The sequence below is a fragment of the Nocardiopsis quinghaiensis genome (assembly GCF_008638365.1).
In the GTDB taxonomy this organism is placed as follows: Bacteria; Actinomycetota; Actinomycetes; order Streptosporangiales; family Streptosporangiaceae; genus Nocardiopsis; species Nocardiopsis quinghaiensis.
This window is the reverse complement of the sequence record NZ_VWVU01000002.1, coordinates 173,182-193,557: the sequence shown is the minus strand read 5'-3', so window position 1 is coordinate 193,557 and position 20,376 is coordinate 173,182. Positions and strand designations below refer to the sequence as shown.

The 20,376-nt window shown below is 71.1% G+C and carries 17 protein-coding genes; 4 read left to right on the top strand and 13 right to left on the bottom strand.

Annotated features, from left to right (window positions below; genetic code table 11):
- Positions 1-17: 17 nt before the first annotated feature.
- The 4 genes from FYX01_RS07725 to FYX01_RS07710 form a co-directional block, all read right to left on the bottom strand.
- Complete coding sequence (locus FYX01_RS07725) at positions 18-605, bottom strand: class I SAM-dependent methyltransferase (protein ID WP_150239032.1); 588 nt, start codon at positions 603-605, stop codon at positions 18-20.
- Positions 606-767: 162 nt separating this feature from the next.
- A complete protein-coding gene (locus FYX01_RS07720) occupies positions 768-1,589 on the bottom strand; it encodes an amino acid ABC transporter ATP-binding protein (protein ID WP_150239030.1) in 822 nt (273 codons plus the stop codon).
- Positions 1,586-2,551: an amino acid ABC transporter permease gene (locus tag FYX01_RS07715; RefSeq protein WP_150239028.1), complete on the bottom strand. Its 966-nt coding sequence runs from the start codon at positions 2,549-2,551 to the stop codon at positions 1,586-1,588. Before FYX01_RS07715 ends, FYX01_RS07720 begins: the two co-directional genes overlap by 4 nt.
- 42 nt (positions 2,552-2,593) lie before the next feature.
- Positions 2,594-3,517 carry an ABC transporter substrate-binding protein gene (locus FYX01_RS07710; RefSeq protein WP_150239026.1) on the bottom strand — a complete coding sequence of 308 codons (924 nt, stop codon included), beginning with the start codon at positions 3,515-3,517 and terminating at the stop codon, positions 2,594-2,596.
- A 352-nt stretch (positions 3,518-3,869) separates the two neighbouring features.
- On the opposite strand from FYX01_RS07710, the gene FYX01_RS07705 reads away from it, so the two are divergent.
- A complete protein-coding gene (locus tag FYX01_RS07705) occupies positions 3,870-5,093 on the top strand; it encodes an NAD(P)-dependent malic enzyme (protein WP_150239024.1) in 1,224 nt (407 codons plus the stop codon).
- A 114-nt stretch (positions 5,094-5,207) separates the two neighbouring features.
- Here the strand turns inward: FYX01_RS07705 and FYX01_RS07700 are convergent, their stop codons facing one another.
- The 4 genes from FYX01_RS07700 to FYX01_RS07685 form a co-directional block, all read right to left on the bottom strand.
- Positions 5,208-6,176 carry a PadR family transcriptional regulator gene (locus FYX01_RS07700; protein WP_150239022.1) on the bottom strand — a complete coding sequence of 323 codons (969 nt, stop codon included), beginning with the start codon at positions 6,174-6,176 and terminating at the stop codon, positions 5,208-5,210.
- On the bottom strand, positions 6,177-7,028 hold the full coding sequence (locus tag FYX01_RS07695) for a DUF4097 family beta strand repeat-containing protein (protein ID WP_190394220.1): 852 nt from the start codon (positions 7,026-7,028) through the stop codon (positions 6,177-6,179).
- A gap of 389 nt (positions 7,029-7,417) precedes the next feature.
- Positions 7,418-7,597 carry a DUF6104 family protein gene (locus FYX01_RS07690; protein WP_150239016.1) on the bottom strand — a complete coding sequence of 60 codons (180 nt, stop codon included), beginning with the start codon at positions 7,595-7,597 and terminating at the stop codon, positions 7,418-7,420.
- A 16-nt stretch (positions 7,598-7,613) separates the two neighbouring features.
- Positions 7,614-11,288 carry a multifunctional oxoglutarate decarboxylase/oxoglutarate dehydrogenase thiamine pyrophosphate-binding subunit/dihydrolipoyllysine-residue succinyltransferase subunit gene (locus FYX01_RS07685; protein ID WP_150239014.1) on the bottom strand — a complete coding sequence of 1,225 codons (3,675 nt, stop codon included), beginning with the start codon at positions 11,286-11,288 and terminating at the stop codon, positions 7,614-7,616.
- A gap of 575 nt (positions 11,289-11,863) precedes the next feature.
- Here FYX01_RS07685 and FYX01_RS07680 point away from each other — a divergent pair.
- The gene (locus FYX01_RS07680) at positions 11,864-12,238 is read left to right on the top strand and encodes a BlaI/MecI/CopY family transcriptional regulator (RefSeq protein WP_150239408.1); all 375 of its coding nucleotides are present in this window, start codon (positions 11,864-11,866) and stop codon (positions 12,236-12,238) included.
- Between the two features lie 125 nt (positions 12,239-12,363).
- Here FYX01_RS07680 and FYX01_RS07675 read toward each other — a convergent pair whose 3' ends face one another.
- Entirely contained in the window at positions 12,364-13,599 is a 1,236-nt protein-coding gene (locus FYX01_RS07675; RefSeq protein ID WP_150239012.1) for an MFS transporter, read from the bottom strand.
- 162 nt (positions 13,600-13,761) lie between these two features.
- The gene (locus tag FYX01_RS07670) at positions 13,762-14,880 is read right to left on the bottom strand and encodes a suppressor of fused domain protein (protein WP_150239010.1); all 1,119 of its coding nucleotides are present in this window, start codon (positions 14,878-14,880) and stop codon (positions 13,762-13,764) included.
- A gap of 196 nt (positions 14,881-15,076) precedes the next feature.
- On the opposite strand from FYX01_RS07670, the gene rlmN reads away from it, so the two are divergent.
- Together rlmN and FYX01_RS07660 are read left to right on the top strand one after the other, a co-directional pair.
- A complete protein-coding gene (gene rlmN, locus FYX01_RS07665; RefSeq protein WP_150239007.1) occupies positions 15,077-16,174 on the top strand; it encodes a dual-specificity RNA methyltransferase RlmN in 1,098 nt (365 codons plus the stop codon).
- Between the two features lie 31 nt (positions 16,175-16,205).
- Positions 16,206-16,679, top strand: a complete 474-nt coding sequence (locus tag FYX01_RS07660; RefSeq protein ID WP_150239005.1) for a YqaA family protein — start codon at positions 16,206-16,208, stop codon at positions 16,677-16,679.
- A gap of 40 nt (positions 16,680-16,719) precedes the next feature.
- Here the strand turns inward: FYX01_RS07660 and FYX01_RS07655 are convergent, their stop codons facing one another.
- From FYX01_RS07655 to FYX01_RS07645, 3 genes are all read right to left on the bottom strand, one after another.
- Entirely contained in the window at positions 16,720-17,571 is an 852-nt protein-coding gene (locus tag FYX01_RS07655) for an alpha/beta hydrolase (protein ID WP_150239003.1), read from the bottom strand.
- 259 nt (positions 17,572-17,830) lie between these two features.
- Entirely contained in the window at positions 17,831-19,429 is a 1,599-nt protein-coding gene (locus FYX01_RS07650) for an ABC transporter permease (RefSeq protein ID WP_150239001.1), read from the bottom strand.
- A complete protein-coding gene (locus FYX01_RS07645; RefSeq protein ID WP_150239000.1) occupies positions 19,426-20,355 on the bottom strand; it encodes an ABC transporter ATP-binding protein in 930 nt (309 codons plus the stop codon). The genes FYX01_RS07650 and FYX01_RS07645 overlap by 4 nt, the downstream gene beginning before the upstream one ends.
- Positions 20,356-20,376: the final 21 nt, after the last annotated feature.

Here is a 20,376-nt window from a genome sequence, read left to right as displayed (position 1 = left end):
CGGTCGGACCGGACCGCTCAGGGACGGTGGGCGACCACCCGCTCGACCAGCCCGAGGAACAGGCGGTCGTGGTGGCCGACCTCGAACCCCACCTCGGCGGCCACCTCCCGTGGCAGGCGGCGCGGGTGCTCACGGCGCTGTTCCAGGAGCCGTCCGGGAAAGCCGGCGTACTCGACGTGGTCGACCATCAGCAGCCTGCCGCCCGGCACCAGCACCCGGTACAGCTCCGACAGGGCGCGGTGCTGGTCGGGGACGGCGCCCATGGCCAGCGTGCACAGAACCGTGTCGAAGCTCTGGTCGGGGAAGTCCAGCGACTGCGCGTCGCCCTCCAGGAACCGGGCGGCCATCCCCAGCTCGTCGGCCCTCCTCCGGGCGCGGGCGAGCATCTCCGGGCTGAGGTCGATGGCGGTGAGGCGGACCTGGGGCGGGTAGTAGGACAGGTTCCGGCCGGTCCCGACCGCCACCTCCAGGGTCCGGCCGCGGGCCCCGGCGCACAGGATCTCGCGGGTGCGGCGCATGGCGGGGCTCTGGAAGCGCTCGCCGTGCTCGCGGTAGGAGGCCATGCGGTTCCAGCGCCTGCGTGTGTGTTCCGTGCGCGCGTCCATGTCCCTCCCCGGGCGGTTCCTACCCCACGACTCTGGGTGTACGCCATCGCGCGGTCAAGACTTCGTGCGGCGTTTCCCGCCCCGGGCGAGGGGGACCGCGGGACGCCGGCGCCCCGCACCCCCGGCGGGGCACGGGGCGTCGGCGGGGATCACCGCGCCTGGTCAGAGCACCTTGGAGAGGAAGGCCTGGGTGCGCTCGTGGCGCGGAGCGGAGAGCACCTCCGCGGGTGTCCCCGACTCCACCACCATGCCGTCGTCCATGAAGACCAGGGAGTCGCCGACCTCGCGGGCGAACCCCATCTCGTGGGTGACGACCACCATCGTCATCCCGCCCTCGGCCAGGTCGCGCATGACGTCCAGGACCTCGCCGACCAGCTCCGGGTCCAGGGCGCTGGTGGGTTCGTCGAACAGCATCAGCGACGGTTCCATGGCCAGCGCGCGGGCGATCGCCACGCGCTGCTGCTGGCCGCCGGAGAGCTGGTCGGGATAGGCGTCGGCCTTGTCCGGCAGGCCCACCCGCTCCAGCAGTTCCACGGCCCTGGCGGTGGCCTCGGCCCTGGGCACCCGCTTGACCTGTACGGGCGCCTCGGTGACGTTGCCGAGGGCGCTCAGGTGCGGGAACAGGTTGAACCGCTGGAAGACCATGCCGATGTCGCTGCGCTGGGCGGCGATCTCGTTGTCGCGCAGCTCGTACAGCCGCCCGCGCTTCTGCCGGTACCCCATCAGGTCGCCGTTGACCCACAGGCGACCCGCGGTGAGCTTCTCCAGGTGGTTGATGCAGCGCAGGAACGTGGACTTGCCGGACCCGGACGGGCCGACGATGCACATGACCTCACCGCGCCTCACGTGCAGGTCGATGCCCTTGAGGACCTCCAGGCGGCCGAAGCTCTTGTGCACGTTCTCCGCCACGACCAGCGCGTCGACGGGTGGACCTGTGCCCTCGGACGCCTCCACGACGGTCCCCTCCTGGATCTGCTCGCTCATCTGTGCGCCCCTCCGACGATGCGGTTCCGGATGCTGCCGTGCTGTCCCGGGTTGAACCTGCGCTCGATGAAGTACTGGCCGACCATCAGCACACTGGTGATGGCCAGGTACCACAGGCACGCCGCCACCAGCATCGGGAAGATCTGGTAGGTCCGGGCGCCGATGGCCTGCAGCTGGTAGAACAGCTCGATGGTCACCGGCACGTACGCCAGCAGCGCGGTGTCCTTGAGCATGGCGATGGTCTCGTTGCCCGTGGGCGGGATGACCACCCGCATCGCCTGCGGGAGGGTGATCCGGCGCAGGACCCTGCCCCGGCTCATGCCGAGCGCCTGCGCGGCCTCGGTCTGGCCCTTGTCCACCGACTGCAGGCCCGCGCGGATGATCTCGGCCATGTAGGCGCCCTCGGACAGCGACAGCGCGAGCAGGCCCGCGGTGTAGCCGCTGAGCGCGGTGCGGGTGTCGATCTCGAAGAAGCGGGCGTCACCCTCCATGCCCAGCCACGCCATCCAGTAGTTGTCGAAGGGCAGGCCGAGCTCGACGGTCTGGTACAGGATGGCGAGGTTGCCGAAGAGCACCGCCAGCACCAGGCGGGGCACACCCCGGAAGAACCAGGTGTACAGCCAGGAGACGGACACCAGGACCGGGTTGCCGGAAAGCCGCATCACCGCCAGGACGATGCCCAGGACGACGCCGATGACCATCGACAGCACGGTGGCGCTGAGGGTGATCCACACACCGCGTACGACCGGCTCCGAGAACATGTGGTCGGCCATGAACGGCCAGTTGAACGCGTCGTTCGTGACCAGCATGTGCACGAACATGGCCGCGAGGACCAGGATGACACCGGCGGCGATCCACCGTTCGGGGTAGCGCACGGGGACGGCGGTGACGGGCTCGGTCGAGCGGGCCGGGGTCGAGGTCTTCGACACCGGCCCGCCCACCGGTTCGGTCGGTGAGGACACGGGTCAGTCTTTCGCTCGGTGGGGGTCGGTGAGGGACTCGGTCTACTCCGAGAGCTCGGGGTTGACCTCGGCGGCCTCCAGTCCGCCGGCGTCCACGCCCCACTGCTCCAGGACCTCGGAGTAGGTGCCGTCCTCCATCAGGGCGTTGAAGGCGGCGGCGACGGCCTCGGCCAGCTCGGTGTCGTCCTGGTGGGTGAGGACGCCGTAGGGGGCGGCGTTGTACTGCTCGCCGACGAACTCCAGGACGCCCTCGCCGGTCTGGTCCAGCGCGTACGCGGAGGTCGGCATGTCGGCGAGCGAGGCGTCGTTGACGCCGGAGACGACCGTCTCGGTGGCCAGCGGCTGGCTCTCGAACTTCTGGATGGTGATGGGATCCTCACCGGCGTCGACGCAGGCCGTGCTGCGCTCCTCGATGTCGGTGTCGTGGGTGGTGTTGGCCTGCACCGCGATCCGCATGCCGCAGGCGTTGTCGGGGTCCACGTCCTGGGGGTTGCCCGCCTGGGCGAACCACTGGGTGCCCGAGGAGAAGTAGCTGACCATGTTGACCTGCTCCATGCGCTCCTCGGTGACGGTGAAGGAGGAGGAGCCGAGGTCGTAGGTGCCCGTGTCCACACCGATGATGATGGAGTCGAAGGCGGTGGGCTCCCACTGGCCCTCCAGGCCGAGCTTGCCCAGCGCGGCGTTGACGAGGTCCACGTTGAAGCCCTGGACGGTCTCGCCGTCCTCCTCCAGGAACTCGCCCGGCGGGTAGGAGGCCTCGACACCGATCTTGACGCTCCCGGCCTCGGCGATGTCGGCGGGGACGAGGGCGGCGAGCTCCTCGTCGGACTCGACGGTGGGCGCCTCGGGCGCGGCGGTCTCCTCGGTGCTCCCGCCGTCGCCGCCGCAGGCGGACAGCGCCAGGACACCGGCGAGGGACAGGGCTCCAAGGGTGAGCGGCGCGGGCAGGGGCTTGTGCAGGGCCATCGTGGTGTCTCCTTCGGGGGCGCGGAGCGCCTGGTCGGAGGCGGGTTCGTGACCTCACCACCCGAGCCAAAACGACATTCAGAACATCATGCTTTAAAAGCTGATAAGTCGGTGCTGTCTCATCGTGCCGACCCGCGATTTTCCTGTGGTCACCGTTGTGAGAGGATTGCGTAACGGGTCATCCCCGTGAGAGCGGCCGCGCAGTAACTCGCATAGGAGTCCAGCGAAGAACGACTCTCCCCGGCGACACCACCGGTCATGGCCGACCGGCGCCGAGGAGGAGTCCCCCTAGCATCTTCACGTCTTCGCGCGCGGTTCGCACCACTGCCGGTCCGTCCCGCCGTCATGGCCGATGGCAGGGTGGAACACGCAAGACCTTGAGGGGTTTGAAGTAGTGACCACCGTTTCGCGTTCCCAGAACCTGGATGAGGATCCCGCCTTCGCGCTGCACCGCGGTGGCAAGCTCCACGTGACCTCGTCCGTCGACGTCCACGACCACGAGGGCCTGTCCCTCGCCTACACCCCCGGTGTCGCCCGCGTCTGCGACGCCATCGCCGAGACCCCCGAACTCGTCGAGACCTACACCTGGAAGAGCAACCTGGTCGCCGTCGTCACCGACGGCACCGCGGTCCTGGGCCTGGGCGACATCGGTCCCGAGGCCTCCCTGCCGGTCATGGAGGGCAAGTCGCTGCTGTTCAAGCAGTTCGGCGACGTCGACTCCGTGCCGATCGCGCTGGGCTGCACCGGGGTCGACGAGATCGTCGAGACCGTCGTGCGCATGGCCCCCTCCTTCGGCGGGATCAACCTGGAGGACATCTCCGCCCCCCGCTGCTTCGAGATCGAGCGGCAACTGCGCGAGCGCCTGGACATCCCCGTCTTCCACGACGACCAGCACGGCACCGCGATCGTCACCGTCGCCGCTCTGCGCAACGCCGCCCGGCTGACCGGGCGCACCCTGGGCGACCTGCGCGTCGTGGTCTCCGGGGCGGGCGCCGCGGGCGTGGCCGTCACCAAGATGCTCCTCGACGGCGGGATCGGCGACATCGCCGTGGCCGACTCCAAGGGCATGATCCACGACGGCCGGGAGGGTCTGACGGCCGTCAAGCAGGAGTTGGCCTCCATCAGCAACAAGGCGGGGGTGAGCGGGTCCATCGAGAGCGCGCTGGAGGGGGCCGACGTGTTCATCGGCCTGTCCGCCGGGGAGGTCCCCGAGTCCGTGGTCTCCACCATGGCCGAGAACGCGATCATCTTCGCGATGGCCAACCCCAACCCGGAGGTGCACCCCGACGTCGCCCGCCGGCACGCGAGCGTCGTCGCCACCGGGCGCAGCGACTTCCCGAACCAGATCAACAACGTGCTGGCCTTCCCCGGCGTGTTCCGGGGCGCCCTCGACGCGGGCGCGACGGACATCACCGAGAACATGAAGCTGGCCGCCGCCACGGCGCTGGCGGACCTGGTCGGGGACGACCTGGCCGCCGACTACATCCTCCCCAGCTCCTTCGACGGGCGGGTGGTCCCGGCGGTGTCCGCAGCGGTCGCCGCCCAGGCCCGTGAGGACGGCGTCGCCCGCCGCTAGACACCCAGGCGCGGGAGGGGCCCGGCACCGTGTGGTGCCGGGCCCCGACCGTTCCTGCCCGGCGAGGGCCCGGAGGACGCGCCCCTGCGGTGTCCTCCGGGCGTCCTCACCGGACTACCTGCCGTCGCCGGTGTCGTCGACCGCCTGGCTCCACGGGTCGCCGCCGGAGGGCGGCTCCGGCGGCGACCCGGGCTTCTCGGCGGCCCCCTCGGCGGACTCCTCCGTAGGCTTCTCGGCGGGTTCCCCGGAGGAGGGCTCCGGCTCGGCGGCGCCTCCCTCCCCCGAGGCGGCGGGCTCCCCGGTGGTCCCCGGGCCCTCCTCCGGGCGGTCGGCGGGCGGGCCCCAGTGCCGCATGTCCCGGCGGATCACCTCGACCGTGTCGTCCAGGATGCGCCGCAGGTCGCCGGCGGCGGCCTCTCCCACGTGGCCCGCCTCGCGGAAGGTGTCGCGGACCCGGTCGCCGAAGTCGCGCAGCGCCCGCTCGAACTCCGGGGCCTGTGAGGCGCGCTCGGAGTCGCCCCGGCCCCAGGCGGCGCCGAAGGCACCGAAACCCTGGGAGAAGCGCCCCCACTCACGGGTCCACCGCGAGCCCTCCTCGCAGCCCTGCCTCCCGTGCCGCTCACGGTGCTCCCCGGACGGCTCCCCGGCCTCCTCGGAGCCCTCGGAGCCGCGCGGGCCCTCCCCGGAATCGGGGCGGCGCGCCTCTCCGGAGGCGAACTTCAGCTCCTCACGCAGCGAGCTGATCGTCGCCCGCACGTCCTGCTTGACCGCGCGGGCGATGTCGCGCACCGAGTCGGTGATCTCCCGCTCCAGGTCGTTCAGGTCGCCGCTGCGCTCACGCAGTTCCTCGCGGCCCTTGTCGGTGAGGCGGTAGACCTTGCGGCCGCCCTCCTCGGTGTGGGTGACCAGCCCCTCCTCCTCCAGCCGCGCGAGCCGGGGGTAGATGGTTCCGGGCGAGGGCGAGTACACCCCGAGGAAGCGGTCGCGGAGCAGGCTGATGATCTCGTAACCGTGCCGCGGGTTCTCGTCCAGCAGCTTGAGCAGGTAGAGCCGGAGTCTTCCGTGGCCGAAGATGGTGCTCATTCAGGCCCCCTCGGGAATCGCGGCCGGAGCCTCGGGCGCGCGCCGCAGCAGCGCCGTCCGGCCGGACGCGGAGTTGATGGTGATGGACGCCGGGTCGACGCCGCCGCCGATCTTCCCGCTCAGGACCGTCCTGCCCGGGGCGTTGCGGCGGTCCAGGCCGAAGTCGGACTCCACCGGGGCCTTCGCGGTGCGCAGCTCCACGGCCGCCGAGGTCTCGGAGGGCACCCGCAGGGCGATCTCGCCGGAGATCGAGTTGAGCCGGACCCGCCCCGCCGGGGCGATGTCGGTGTCGGCCAGCAGCTGTCCGGAGACGGTCTTGGCCTTCATCGCGGAGAGCCGTCCACCCGCCACCGCCAGCTGACCGCTGACGCTGTTGAACTTGAGGGTGCCGTGGGGGTTGCGCACGGCGGTGCTGCCCGAGACGGTGCCGATCTCGGTCTCCCCAGCGGTGTCGTCGAGGGTGATCTCCCCGGAGGCGGTCCGCAGATGGCTGCGGGCGCTGAGCCCGGCGGCCACGATCGACGCGCTGGCCGTGCTGACCTCGACCGGGCAGTCCTTGGGTAGCCGCAGGTTCACGGTGGCCTTCCGGTGCTGCACCCGCTTGTAGCCGCTGAGCTGGACGGGCCGCAGCCGGTCCAGGAGTCCCTGACTGGTGAGGTCCTCGTAGTGGATGGTGAGGATGCCCGCCTCCTGCGTGACCAGGAGGGGCTCGCCGACGATGTCGGTGACCTCGAAGGTGACCGGGTCGTCGGTGGGAAGAATGTTGACGTGGCCTCCGATGATCCGGACCCGCAACGCGACGATGCCGTCCAGTGTCTGGGTCATCGGCCTGTCGATGGTCCAACGTGCCATCGTGTGACCCCTTTCGCTCGCTCCGTGGCTTCACGATATGTCGCGTGTCTGGGGAACTCAAGATATGTCGCGGATCTACGGGTCGGTTCAGGGAGACCCCCGGGTGTACCCCGAGGCCACGGGGGCCCGGACCGGGGCGGCACCGGGGTCGCCGGGGCCTGCGGTCGAGTGGCCGACCGGGCCGTCCGGGCCGTCCGCACGGCCTGGGGAAACCGAGGACGCACCATCCCCCGAAGCCCGCCCCCATACGGCGGGAGGCGGTCGGGCACCCGCACGTGCCCCGCGCCCTCAGGTTCCCGCGCGACCGGAGCCCGACCCGGCCCGGAACACGCGAAGGGGCCCGGGTCGTGGTGACCCGGGCCCCTCACCGTTCGCGCCGCGAACGGTTCCTACTCGTCGTCCTCGTCGTCCAGCCGGGCCAGCCAGGTGGCCAGCCGGTCGACCGGGGTCTCGAACTCGGGGTTGATGTCGGTGAACGCCCGCAGCTGCTCGGCGAGCCAGGCGAAGCTGACCTCCTCGTCGCCGCGGCGGCTCTCCAACTCCTCGATTCCGCGATCGGTGTAGTACACGTCGTTCCCCCGCCTGCTAGTCGGCGGGCGGGAACACCGTGTCCACCAGGGCACGCTGTTCGGCCTCGTGGCGCTTGGCCGAACCGGCCGCGGGCGCGGAGGAGGCCGGACGCGAGATCCGGGTGAACGGTCGGTCGAGCTGTTCGGAGAAGACCAGCGCGACGAAGGGCCACGGGCCCATGTTCGCCGGCTCCTCCTGCACCCACAGGACCTCGCCCGCGTTCGGGTAGGCCCTGAGCTGCTCGCGGATCTCCTCGATCGGCAGCGGGTAGAGCCGCTCCGTCCGGATGATCGCGGTGTGCTTGTCACCGCTCTTGCGGCGCGCGGCGTCCAGCTCGTAGTAGACCTTGCCCGTGCACAGCACCACGCGGCGCACCTTGTCCGGCGCGATCGAGCCGTCCGTGATCAGCGGCTGGAAGTGGCCCGAGGTGAAGTCCTCGGTGGCCGAGGTCGCGGTCTTCAGACGCAGCAGCGACTTGGGCGTGAACACCACCAGCGGACGCTGGAACGGCGACTTGGCCTGCCAGCGCAGCAGGTGGAAGTAGCTCGCCGGGTTGCTCGGGTAGGCCACCGTCATGTTCTCCTGCGCGCACAGCTGCAGGAAGCGCTCGATGCGCGCGGAGGAGTGGTCCGGCCCCTGGCCCTCGTAGCCGTGCGGCAGCAGCAGGGTCACGCTGGAGCGCTGGCCCCACTTCTGCTCGCCCGCGCTCATGTACTCGTCGATGATGGTCTGGGCGCCGTTGACGAAGTCGCCGAACTGGGCCTCCCACATCACCAGCGCGTCGGGGCGGGTGAGCGAGTAGCCGTACTCGAAGCCCAGCGCCGCGTACTCGCTCAGCAGCGAGTCGTGCACGTGGAACCGGGTGATGCCGTCGTCGAACGTCTTGAGCGGCGTGTGGGTCTCACCGGTCTCGCGGTCCATCAGCGTGGCGTGGCGCTGGCCGAAGGTACCGCGGCGGGTGTCCTGGCCGATCAGGCGGACCGGGTGGCCGTCCATCAGCAGACCGCCGAAGGCCAGCAGCTCACCGGTCGCCCAGTCGATGGCGTCGGACTCGACCATCGACGCGCGCCGGGCCAGCTGGGGAGCCAGCCGCGGGTGCGGGGTGAAGCCCTCGGGCAGCGACACCTGGGTGTCCACGATCCGCTTGACCGCCTCGGTGCTGATCGCGGTCTCGACCGCGGTGTGGTCCAGGCGGCTCTCGGTGAACACCTCGGGCTTGACCACCGCACCCGGCTCGACCGGCTTCTTCTCGACCTCGCGGGTCTCGGTGAAGGCCCGTTCCAGCTCGGACTGGTAGTCGCGCAGCGCCGACTCCGCGTCCTCCACCGTGATGTCGCCGCGGCCGATGAGGGCCTCGGTGAACAGCTTGCGGGTGGAGCGCTTGGCGTCGATGACGTCGTACATCAGAGGCTGGGTGAACGCCGGGTTGTCGCCCTCGTTGTGACCGCGGCGGCGGTAGCAGACCAGGTCGATCACGACGTCCTTGTTGAACGTCTGCCGGTAGGCGAAGGCCAGGTGCGCGACCCGGACCACGGCCTCGGGGTCGTCCCCGTTGACGTGGAAGATCGGCGCCTGCACCATCCGGGCCACGTCCGTGGCGTAGACGCTGGAGCGGCTGTCGTCCGGCGAGGTGGTGAAGCCCACCTGGTTGTTCACGATGACGTGCACCGTGCCGCCGGTCCGGTAGCCGCGCAGCTGCGACAGGTTCAGCGTCTCGGCGACCACGCCCTGTCCGGCGAACGCGGCGTCGCCGTGGATCAGGATCGGCAGCACCGTGAAGCCCTGCGGGCCCTTGTTGAGCACGTCCTGCTTGGCGCGAACGATGCCCTCGGCGACCGGGTCGACCGTCTCCAGGTGGGAGGGGTTGGCCGACAGCGAGATGTTGATCCTGTTGCCGTCGTGGGTCTCGAAGGTGCCCTCGGTGCCCAGGTGGTACTTGACGTCGCCTGAGCCGTGCGCGCTGCGCGGGTCGAGGTTGCCCTCGAACTCACCGAAGATCTGCCCGTAGGACTTGCCGCAGATGTTGGCCAGCACGTTCAGGCGGCCGCGGTGGGCCATGCCGATGACGGCCTCGTCCAGCTCGGCCCTGGCCGCCCTGGAGATCACGCCGTCCAGCAGCGGAATCAGCGACTCGCCGCCCTCCAGGGAGAAGCGCTTCTGACCCACGTACTTGGTCTGCAGGAAGGTCTCGAAGGCCTCGGCGCTGTTGAGCCGGTGCAGGATGTGCAGCTGCTCGTCGCGGTCGAGCTTCTCGTGCTCGCGCTCGACGTGCGTCTGGATCCACTCCCGCTCCTCCGGGCTCTGGATGTGCATGTACTCGATACCCACCGTGCGGCAGTAGGTGTTGCGGAGTACGCCCAGGACGTCGCGGAGCTTCATGACCTGCTTGCCGCCGAAGCCCCCGGTCGGGAACTCGCGGTCCAGGTCCCACAGGGTCAGGCCGTGTTCGAGCACGTCCAGGTCGGGGTGCTTGCGCTGCTCGTGGTCGAGCGGGTTGGTGTCGGCCATCAGGTGGCCGCGCACGCGGTAGGCGTGGACCAGCTCCTGGACCCGGGTGGCCTTGTCGAGCTGGGTGGCCTTGTTGACGTGGATGTCCTGCACCCAGCGCACCGGCTCGTAGGGGATGCGCAGCGAGTTGAAGACCTCGTCGTAGAAACCGTCCTCGCCCAGCAGCAGCTGGTGGATCCGGCGCAGGAACTCACCGGACTGCGCACCCTGGATGATGCGGTGGTCGTAGGTGGAGGTCAGCGTCATGACCTTGCTGATGCCCAGCTCGGCCAGGGTGTCGGAGGAGGCGCCCTGGAACTCGGCCGGGTACTCCATCGCGCCCACGCCCAGGATGGTGCCCTGGCCCGGCATCAGGCGCGGGACCGAGTGCACGGTGCCGATGCCGCCGGGGTTGGTGAGGCTGATGGTGGTGCCCTGGAAGTCCGGCACGCCCAGCTTGTTGTTGCGGGCCTTGCGGACCAGGTCCTCGTAGCCGCCCCAGAACTCCTTGAAGTCCATCTCGTCGGACTTCTTGATGGAGGGGACGACGAGCTGGCGCGAGCCGTCGGGCTTCTGCAGGTCGATCGCCAGTCCGAAGTTCACGTGTTCGGGCTTGGCGACGCCGGGCTTGCCGTCGACCTCCGCGTAGGAGTGGTTCATCTCCGGCAGGGCCTTGAGGGCCCTGACCATCGCGTAGCCGATGAGGTGGGTGAAGGAGACCTTCCCGCCACGGCCGCGTCGGAGGTGGTTGTTGATGACGATGCGGTTGTCGAAGAGCAGTTTGACCGGTACCGCGCGCACACTCGTCGCGGTGGGCAGCCCCAGGCTCGACTCCATGTTGGTCGCGGTCCGCGCGGACGCCCCGCGCAGGCGCTCCTGCTTGACCTGGAGGGCCTCGTCCTTGCTCTCCTTGTCGTCCTTCTTCTTGCTGTCGTCCTTCTTGCCGCTCTGCTTGGAGGCAGGGGCGCTGGGGGCACTCGGCTTCTTCTCGGGTGAGGAGGCCGTGGGGGCCTTCTCGGCCTGCGCCTTCGCGCCGCCCCCACCCTTCGCACCAGCAGTCTCCGCGGGCTTGTAGTCCGCGAAGAAGTTCCACCAGGCCTTGTCAACGGAGTTCGGGTCGTTCAAGTACTTCTGATAAAGCTCCTCGACCAACCACTCGTTGGGACCGAAATCTGTCAGGGGTTGAGACGCCTCAGACGACACGGCGGAGATCGCCCACTTCCGCAGCTCGCTTGTGAATGTGTAGGAAGACGGGTGGCTGCTGGCAAGGCGGCTCAAAGGAACGTGGGAGCTGTCCCGCGCATGCGGGAAGCATCTGCCCTGGCCAGCACTCGTCGGTTACCAGGCTACTTGTAGCAACCTGCCCACGGGGAACGCGTGCGTTGACGAAACTAGGAGATAGGTAACAATCTTTCACATCTGCGTTGCCTCTACGTGCAGGGATCCAAGCCCAGGGTAGTAAATGTGCCGGATTTGTGCCTTTCTGTGGTGATTCTATGATGTGAAGACGCTGGCCGTGTCCGGCCAGGAAGAGTGTGGCGTGTAACACGACGCGCCGACGGGAACCCGCCGGGACGGGCCCGCGCCTCCCGGTCCGGTCCGGCCCACTGCCTGTTTCTCTTGCGTCCGGTGGCCGTTCGCTGGTGAAACGCCGGTGACCGGTGCCGAGGATGTACGGATCTGTGCGCTCTTCGGCGTTCTCCCACGCCGGGGACCGCGCCGTGCCTACGATCTCCGGGATGAGCACAACCGAGGGCGAACGCGTGCGAGGGAGACCCATGAGGGGGCTGGGGGAACTGGAGGCGGCGATCATGGACGCGCTGTGGCGGTCCGACGAGCCGCTTCCGGTGCGCCGGGTCCGCGAGACCATGGTCTACGACCGGGAGGTCGCCTACACGACCGTCATGACGGTCGCCGACATCCTCTTCCACAAGGGACTGCTGGACCGGGAGAAGACCGGCCGCGCCTGGACGTACTGGCCGTGCGAGTCACACGCCGAGTACACCGCCAGGATGATGGACGAGGTGCTCAACACCGGCCCGGACCCCGGCGTCACCCTGATGCGCTTCGTGGAGCGCTTCAGCGACGAGGACACGGCGCGCTTCCACCGACTCCTGAGCCAGGCCCGGGGCAGCCGGGGCGCCGCGAGGTAGCCGTGCCTGTTCCGGGGCTCCGCTTCGCCCCGTGTCCGGGTGCCCCGAGGCGGGGACCCTCGGAGCCCGGGCCACGCCCCCAGGGGCCGGGCGGGCACTCGCCGACATGGTCCCCGGGGTGCCGCTCAGCGGCGGCGCAGGGTCCGCACACCGCGCGAGGAGACCGCCGTCAGCGTGGCCAGCAGGGTCAGCGCCGACACCAGTACCAGGGCCGGGCCCGGCCCGAACGACTCGGCGAACGGGCCGATCGCGATCTGCCCGACGGGCATCGCGACGAACGACCCCAGCGCGTCGTAGGAGTAGACCCGAGACAGCTTCTCCTGGGGGACGTTCTCCTGGACCGAGACCTCCCAGGCCACGGTGAACTGCTCCACGGCCACGCCCGCGACGAACATCGCGGCGAACAGGACCGGTAGCGGCGAGGGCCCCGTCAGAGCGAGGAACGGCAGTGCGTGCGTCGCCACCAGGGCCGTGCCGAAGACCAGTGCCCGCCGAGGCTGCCAGCGGGCCGCCAGCACCCCGCCGACCAGCAGGCCGACGCTGTTGGCGGCCATGAGCAGGCCCCAGGCGGTCCGGCCGAAGGTCTCGTCGGCGATCGCCGGGCCCAGCACGGCCGTGACCGCCGACCAGCCCGCGTTGACCACCGTGAACTGCAGCACGATGATCCACACCCACGGGCGGGAGACGAACTCGCCCCACCCGTCCCGGAGGTCGCGCAGCACGTCGGCGGACCCGGCCTCCCCGGCCCGGGCGGTCGGGGGGACCCGCACGGACAGCAGGGCCGCGCCGGCGCAGGCGAACAGCACCCCGTCCACGGTGATCGCCCAACCCGCGCCCAGCAGGCCCACCACCACACCGCCCGCCGACATGCCGAGGAACGTGCCGCCCTGGACGCCCACGCCCGCCACGGCGTTGGCCTGGCGCAGCAGGTTCCGGGGCACGGTCTGCGGGGTCAGCGCCGCCGAGGCGGGCAGGTTCACGGCCGCGGCGGCGCCGTTGACCAGGCTCAGCGCGACCATCAGCGGAAGCGACGCGGCTCCCGCCAGCAGTGTCCCGCCCAGGACCCCCTGGGAGAGCGCGGCCAGGGCGCATCCTCCCTGGAGCACCAGTGTCCGCGGCAGCCGGTCCGCGACGACGCCGCCGAGCAGCAGCAGGGACACGTTGGCGACCGAGCGCGCGCCCACCACCAGCCCCACGTGGGTCAGGGAGCCCGTCACGTCCAGTACGGCGAAGGCCAGCGCCACCGACGCCATGCCGTTGCCGAAGGCCATCAGGGTCCGGCCCAGGGCCAGCCCGCGGAAGGCCGGATGCCTCAGCGGAGCGGCGAACCCCGCACCCGGACCTGATCCGGTACGCACCATGGCCCCCGCCCCGCTCGCCCGCCCAACCGCCCGCCCGCCCGACCCCGGAGCACGATTCCGACCGCGCGGCGGGCCGTCAACCGGTTTTCCCGCCAACGGAGCGGAACCGCCGGAGGGGAGCGGCCCGGTGCGTGTCCGCCGAACGCGGACGGGGAGCGTGCCTCAGAAGGCCTTCGGGTCAGCGGGGGACAGGGCCTGCCCCAGGACCCAGCTGCGCCCCTCGGCGGCCAGCTTCTCCACCAGGGTGGTGCTGTCGTGCTCCTTGGCGAACAGGTGCTCGGGACGGGTGACCGGCACGATCCACAGCCACCGCACGGGATCGCCCTGGAAGGAGAGCCCGGAGGTGTCCGGGGGCCGGTGGTCGGGATGGGCGACCAGGGGGGAGGGGTCCTCCAGCAGCAGGACCGCGCCCGCGCCGCCGCGCATGGCCCGGTCCTCGGGGTTGTCCAGCCACTTGACGGTGTGCCCGGTACCGAACCAGGTCACCGCCCGCCAGGGGAAGGCGCCGATCCACCGGAAGACGCGGGCGGCGTGGTGCGCGGGCATGGTCGTGGCCAGGGCCAGCTCCACCCGGGCGTACCGGGAGGTGTCGGCCATGTAGCGGTCCAGGGTGGGCATCCGCTGACCGCACATGCCGACCGTGGACAGCACCGTGAACGGGCGCTCCGCGGTGGGCGGGCGCTCCGAGACGCGCAGCAGCGGCGGGTGGCCGTCGGACACGTCCCAGTAGTGGCCGGGCTCGCCCACGTGCCGGTTCAGGTGGCTGAGCACGGTGCGCTGCACGCTGCGCCAGGCACCCGAGGCACGCCGCCAGTCCCAGTAGGCCTCGGCGTGGACCACGCGCGGCCACAGCTGGTCGCGTACCGGGTCCAGCTCCCAGGCGTAGGCGCTGCGGCCGATCGCCTCGCGCGCGTACCCGGGCAGGCCGCTGTCGGCCTCGGCCCAGCCGGGGATGACGGCGAGCAGCCCCTCTCCGTCCACGAGGGCGACCCCGTCACCCTCCTCGAACCACACGGCGCGCAGGCGGTCGGGGTCGAGGCGGGGGAGGCCCTGGGGGTGCTTGGTGTGGGCCTCGGGCATGAGCGGAGCCCGGCCCTCGTACAGTCCGCCGGACTCGCTGGCGCGGGGCGCGATCTCGTGGTTGGCCAGCCACACCGGGACGCGGATGCGGCCGCGCGCGTCCAGCAGGTAGGCGGCCGTGGTGTGGGAGTCGCACTCGACGACGACCCTGCGGCTCTGGTACGGGCTGATCTCGTCGAGTAGGACGTCGATCCCTGTCACCGGCCCTCCCACACGCCGATCCCGGTTGTCGTGATCCGGCGGACCCGTCCGGCCCGTCCACACAGTGCGTAGAATCGACGGTAGTGCCCTGACAGGCGGAGCTGCAGCGCGGCGGCGTATAGGTCGTATAACGACCCGGGTCGCCGCCGTCCCGCGCCGGGCCGAGACCACCGACTCCACTTCCTACGGACTGTCTATGCCCGCCGAGCTCAACTTCGTCGCACCCCGTCGCGCCAAGCCTCCCCGGCACCTGGCCGACCTCAGTCCCGAGGAGCGGGCCGAGGTCGTCAACGAGCTGGGGGAGAAGCCCTTCCGCGCCAAACAGCTCGCCCAGCACTACTTCGGCGCCCTGGAGTCGGACACCACGGCGATGACCGACCTGCCCGCCTCCTCCCGGGAGCGGCTGGGCGAGGCGCTGCTGCCCACCCTGCTCACCCCGGTACGCCACATCACCTGTGACAACGGGATGACCCGCAAGACCCTGTGGAAGGCCTTCGACGGGGTGATGTTCGAGTCGGTGCTCATGCGCTACCCCGACCGCGTCACCCTGTGCATCTCCTCACAGGCCGGATGCGGCATGAACTGCCCGTTCTGCGCCACCGGCCAGGCGGGCCTGACCCGCAACCTGTCCACCGGCGAGATCGTCGAGCAGGTGGTCGCCAGCGCCCGGGACCTGGCGCGCGGCGAGGTCACCGGGGGCCCGGGCCGGATCAGCAACATCGTGTTCATGGGCATGGGCGAGCCCATGGCCAACTACAAGCGCGTGCTGCAGACGGTGCGCCGTATCACCGACCCCGTCCCGAACGGGCTCGGCATCTCCCAGCGCGGCGTGACCGTGTCCACGGTCGGCCTGGTGCCCGCGATCAACAAGCTCATCGACGAGGACATGCAGGTCCGCCTTGCGATCTCCCTGCACGCCCCCGACGACGAGCTGCGCGACGAGCTGGTGCCGGTCAACAACCGCTGGAAGGTCGAGGAGGTCCTGGACTCGGCCTGGCGCTACGCCGGTACCACCGGTCGCCGGGTCTCCATCGAGTACGCGCTGATCAAGGACATCAACGACCAGGCGTGGCGGGCGGATCTGCTCGGCGAGCTCCTCAAGGGGCACCTGGTGCACGTCAACCTCATCCCGCTCAACCCCACCCCGGGCTCCAAGTGGACGGCCTCGCGCCCCGAGGACGAGCGCGAGTTCGTCCGCAGGCTGCAGGCGCACGGGGTGTCCGTCACCGTCCGCGACACCCGTGGCCAGGAGATCGACGGGGCGTGCGGGCAGCTCGCGGCGGCCGAGAACTGACCGGCCGGCCGGCGGAGTCCGGGGGCGCGGTGTGATCGAGACCGCGCTGGCCTTCGTGGCCGCCCTCGTCTTCGGGGTCGTCCCGGTCTTCAGCATCGAGGTCTACCTGGTGGGCGCCGTCGTCGCGGTGGACGACGGCGCCCTGGCCCCGATGGCGGTCGCGGCGGGAGCGGGGCAGGCCCTCGGCAAGCTGCCCTACTACTACGTCGGCCGAGGATCGCTCTCCCTCCCGTGGCTCCGGCGCCGGGCGCGGACCCCGGGCAAGTGGGCCGCGCGCGCCGAGGACTGGCGGCGCAGGGCCGAGGAACACCCGGTGTGGGGCGCGGGCCTGGTGGCGCTGAGCTCCTTCGCGAGTGTCCCGCCGTTCCTGATGGTGTCCGTCCTGGCCGGAGTGACGCGGATGAACGCCGTGCTGTTCCTCGCGGTCACCTTCGTCACCCGCACGGCGCGCTTCCTCATCGTGGTGTTCGGCCCCGCCTGGGGCCTGTCCTTCCTCCCGGGGTGACGGCGGTCTCCGGCCGGTGGACCGGCCGGGCGGCACGGGTTCACCGGACGTGGCCGGCCAGGCGGGTGAACGCGGCCACCACCCTCGGCCCGTGCACCAGCTCCGCGTCGTTGTGCCCGACGCCCTCCAGGACGACCTCCTCGACCAGGTTCGGGCTGGCCCCGGCCACCTCCCGGCTCTGTTCGGCGGGCACGATCGTGTCGGCTTCACCCATCGCGACGGAGGTGGGCACGTCGACGTCCCCGACGGTCTCGACCACCGGGTAGGTGTCGCGCAGCAGCGAACTCGACACGAAGGGGTAGTGCGTCCGGGCCATGTCGGCCAGTGAGCTGAACGGCGAGCGCAGGAACAGCCCGGCGGGCGGGCGCTCGTCGGCCAGGCCGACCACGACGGCGGCGCCGAGGCTCTCGCCGAAGTAGAGGGTGCCGTCCGGGCCGTGGCCGCGCTCGGCCAGGGCGTCGGCCGCCGCACGCGCGTCCGACGCCAGCCCCTCCTCGGAGGGGGTGCCGGGGTTGCCGCCGTAGCCCCGGTAGTCGAACAGCAGCACGGAGAAGCCCCGCTCGGACAACGCGCGGGCCAGCGGCGCCCGCATCTCGCGGTTCCCGGCGTTGCCGTTGGCGACCAGGACCGCCGTCCCGCGGTCCCCGTCCCGGGCGGGGACGTACCACGCGCCGAGTTCCAGCCCGTCGTCCGTGTGCAGGCGCACGTCCTCAGCGCCCTCGATCACCTCTCCGGCGGAGGGCGGCTCGCCGCCCGTCGGAAGGTAGATGAGTGAGCGCTGCAGGCCCCACACGAGTCCTCCCAGCAGTACGAGCACGGCGACGGCGGTGACGGTCACGACGGCGGCGCGGCGGAGGCGCCGCCGGGGACGTCCCCCGTCCGTCACGGTCATGGCGCGGCCCCCTCCCGAAAGCGGTCCGCCATGTGGGGTACCCGCGCCCTCCTGCCGCTCACCGGATTCTCCCGGGCGATTCGGCCCGTGACGCAACAGGCCCACGTTGCGAACCGCCGCCTTCCGCCCTGCCGCGAGGCCGCCGACAGGTGGGACGGCACCGGGACCCGACCGGGACGTGCACCCGTGCCCACGGGAGGCGGGCGCGCCGTCGGTCCCCCGGACTCCGACGGCGCGCCCGCGCCAGGGACCTGTCCTGTCAGACGGTGGCCAGGTCGCGGCGGCGGAAGCCCGCCAGGGCGACCGCGCTGACCGCGAGCACCGCCCCCAGCGCGATGGCCACCGGAACGGCGTCGAACTCCTCGCTCGGCAGCTTGGGCAGCAGCTCGAACGCGCTCAGGTTCAGCAGCCACTCGTCCAGACCGAGCAGGTCGCCGAACATGGACGCCAGGAGGCTGTAGCCCAGCCACGCCCACACGAGCGGGATCAGGCGCGGCGCCGCCCCCACCAGCAGCGCGGTCAGCGCGGCGAACAGCAGCGCCACCGGCAGCTGGGCCAGCGCGGCCCCGATCATCGTCCACGTCCAGGAGGAGTCCCCCAGGGCGGCGGACGCGCTCAGGCCCATGCCGAGGCCGCCCATCACCACGATCAGGGCCGAGGACAGCACGCTGACCAGCAGCGCGTTGCCGAACCAGCGGACCCTGCCGACGGCCGTGGACAGGGTGAGCTCGGCGCGTCCGGAGGTCTCCTCGGTCCGCGTCCGCAGCACCGAGACGGCGGCGTAGGCCGAGGCGGCCATCAGTACGTAGCCGCCCATGACACCGAGGAAGCCCTCCGTGGCGTCCTCGGCGGCGTCGCTCACCATGGCCATCAGGTCGGGGTTCTCCTCCAGCATCCCCTCCACCTCGGTGGCCAGCGAGCCGAACGAGAGGGCGAAGAGGAAGGTGGCGGCCGTCCAGGCGAGGACGGCCCCGCGCTGCTGGTGCAGGTGCAGCGCGAACGTGTTGCCGAGCAGCCTGCCCGCACCGGCCGGACCGGGCCGGGAGGCGACCAGGCCCGCGCCGAGGTCGCGCCGCCTCGCCAGGGCGTAGGTCAGGGCGAAGAGCACCACGATGAGGGCCGCGTACAGCGTCAGCGGCCACCAGCGCAGGTCGTCGAACACACGGGTCTGCTGGCCCCAGGCGAACGGCGACAGCCAGGACAGGGCGTTGCCGCCGTCCTCGGCCATGTCGCCGACGACCCGGAACATGAACAGCGCTCCGATGGACAGGAAGGCCAGTCCGGCGGCGCTGCGCCCGTGCTCCACGATCTGGGCGCACACGGCGGCGATGGCGCCGAAGGAGACGCCCGCCAGGGCCAGGCCCAGACCGTAGGCCACCGAGTCGGCGGCATCCAGGCCGTTGCCGACCAGGACCAGGGTGGTCAGGCCGCCGATGAGCAGGTTGACGAGCGAGACGGTGACCAGCGCGGCGGTCATCTGGGCGCTCGCCCCGAGCACGTTGGCGCGCAGCAGTTCGGCGCGTCCGCTCTCCTCCTCGGCGCGGGTGTGCCGGACCACGTGCAGGATGCTCATGACCGCCAGGGCGATGAGCATGCTCATGGTCAGCTCGTTGACGATCATCGGGCCGAGCTGGTAGTCGTCCAGCCCGTACCCGGGACCGCCGAAGACGATCCCGGTCGGGGTGTCCATGAGCGCGGCCCGGGCCTGGCGCTGGGCGTCGGTGGAGAACATGTCGTTGAGCGCCGGGATGGTCGCGACGACGGTGCCGACCAGGGCGAGGACCCAGACCGTCAGCCGGATGCGGTCGCGGCGCAGGACGAACCGGACGAGGGTGCCGGTGCCGGTGAACGCGCTCATGCCGCCGTGCTCCCGTTCCCGTGGCCGTTGAGTGCGGCCAGCTCGTCGCCGTAGTGGCGCATGAACAGCTCCTCCAGGGAGGGCGGGTTGCTCACCAGGGAGCGGATCCCGAGGCCGGTGAGCGTGCGCATGGCGGCGTCCATGTGGATGTTGTCGACGTCGAAGGTGACCGTGTCACCGTCGGTCCGCAGGTTGTGCACCCCCTCCACGCCCTCCAGGGCCCCGGCGTCGCCGTCGATGGTGGCGCGCACGGTGGAGCGGGTCAGGTGGCGCAGGTCGTCCAGGGTCCCGGACTCGACCGAGCGGCCCTTGCGGATGATGGTGACGGTGTCACACAGCTTCTCCACCTCGGACAGGATGTGGCTGGAGAGCAGCACGGTGCGCCCCTGGGCCTTGGCCTCCAGGACACACTCGGTGAACACGGACTCCATGAGCGGGTCCAGGCCGGAGGTGGGCTCGTCCAGGATGAGCAGTTCGGCCTCGGAGGACAGGGCGGCGACCAGGGCGACCTTCTGCCGGTTGCCCTTGGAGTAGGTGCGCGCCTTCTTGGTCGGGTCCAGCTCGAAGCGGGCCAGCAGGTCCTTCTTGCGCGCGGGGTCGAGCCCGCCGCGCAGCCGCCCGAGCAGGTCGATCGCCTGCCCTCCGGTCAGGTTGGGCCACAGGGTGACGTCGCCGGGGACGTAGGCCAGGCGTCGGTGCAGGGTGACGGCGTCCCTCCAGGGGTCGCCGCCGAGCAGGCCGACCGATCCGGCGTCGGCCCTGAGCAGGCCGAGCAGCACGCGGATGGTGGTGGACTTACCGGAGCCGTTGGGCCCGAGGAAACCCGCGACCTCGCCCGTGTGGACGGTCAGGTCCAGCTTGTCCAGGGCCTGGAAGCGGCCGAAGTACTTGTCGACGCCGCGGACTTCGATGGCGGTTGATGGCATGGGCGGGGTTCCTCTGTACGT

What these genes read in the sequence shown, in the direction of transcription:
- FYX01_RS07650 (WP_150239001.1), bottom strand. Translation starts at nt 19,429, where the DNA reads ATGAGCGCGTTCACCGGCACCGGCACCCTCGTCCGGTTCGTCCTGCGC.
- FYX01_RS07645 (WP_150239000.1), bottom strand. Translation starts at nt 20,355, where the DNA reads ATGCCATCAACCGCCATCGAAGTCCGCGGCGTCGACAAGTACTTCGGC.
- rlmN (WP_150239007.1), top strand. Translation starts at nt 15,077, where the DNA reads ATGCCCGCCGAGCTCAACTTCGTCGCACCCCGTCGCGCCAAGCCTCCC.
- FYX01_RS07725 (WP_150239032.1), bottom strand. Translation starts at nt 605, where the DNA reads ATGGACGCGCGCACGGAACACACACGCAGGCGCTGGAACCGCATGGCC.
- FYX01_RS07720 (WP_150239030.1), bottom strand. Translation starts at nt 1,589, where the DNA reads ATGAGCGAGCAGATCCAGGAGGGGACCGTCGTGGAGGCGTCCGAGGGC.
- FYX01_RS07695 (WP_190394220.1), bottom strand. Translation starts at nt 7,028, where the DNA reads ATGGCACGTTGGACCATCGACAGGCCGATGACCCAGACACTGGACGGC.
- FYX01_RS07700 (WP_150239022.1), bottom strand. Translation starts at nt 6,176, where the DNA reads ATGAGCACCATCTTCGGCCACGGAAGACTCCGGCTCTACCTGCTCAAG.
- FYX01_RS07680 (WP_150239408.1), top strand. Translation starts at nt 11,864, where the DNA reads ATGAGGGGGCTGGGGGAACTGGAGGCGGCGATCATGGACGCGCTGTGG.
- FYX01_RS07655 (WP_150239003.1), bottom strand. Translation starts at nt 17,571, where the DNA reads ATGACCGTGACGGACGGGGGACGTCCCCGGCGGCGCCTCCGCCGCGCC.
- FYX01_RS07710 (WP_150239026.1), bottom strand. Translation starts at nt 3,517, where the DNA reads ATGGCCCTGCACAAGCCCCTGCCCGCGCCGCTCACCCTTGGAGCCCTG.
- FYX01_RS07675 (WP_150239012.1), bottom strand. Translation starts at nt 13,599, where the DNA reads ATGGTGCGTACCGGATCAGGTCCGGGTGCGGGGTTCGCCGCTCCGCTG.
- FYX01_RS07705 (WP_150239024.1), top strand. Translation starts at nt 3,870, where the DNA reads ATGGCAGGGTGGAACACGCAAGACCTTGAGGGGTTTGAAGTAGTGACC.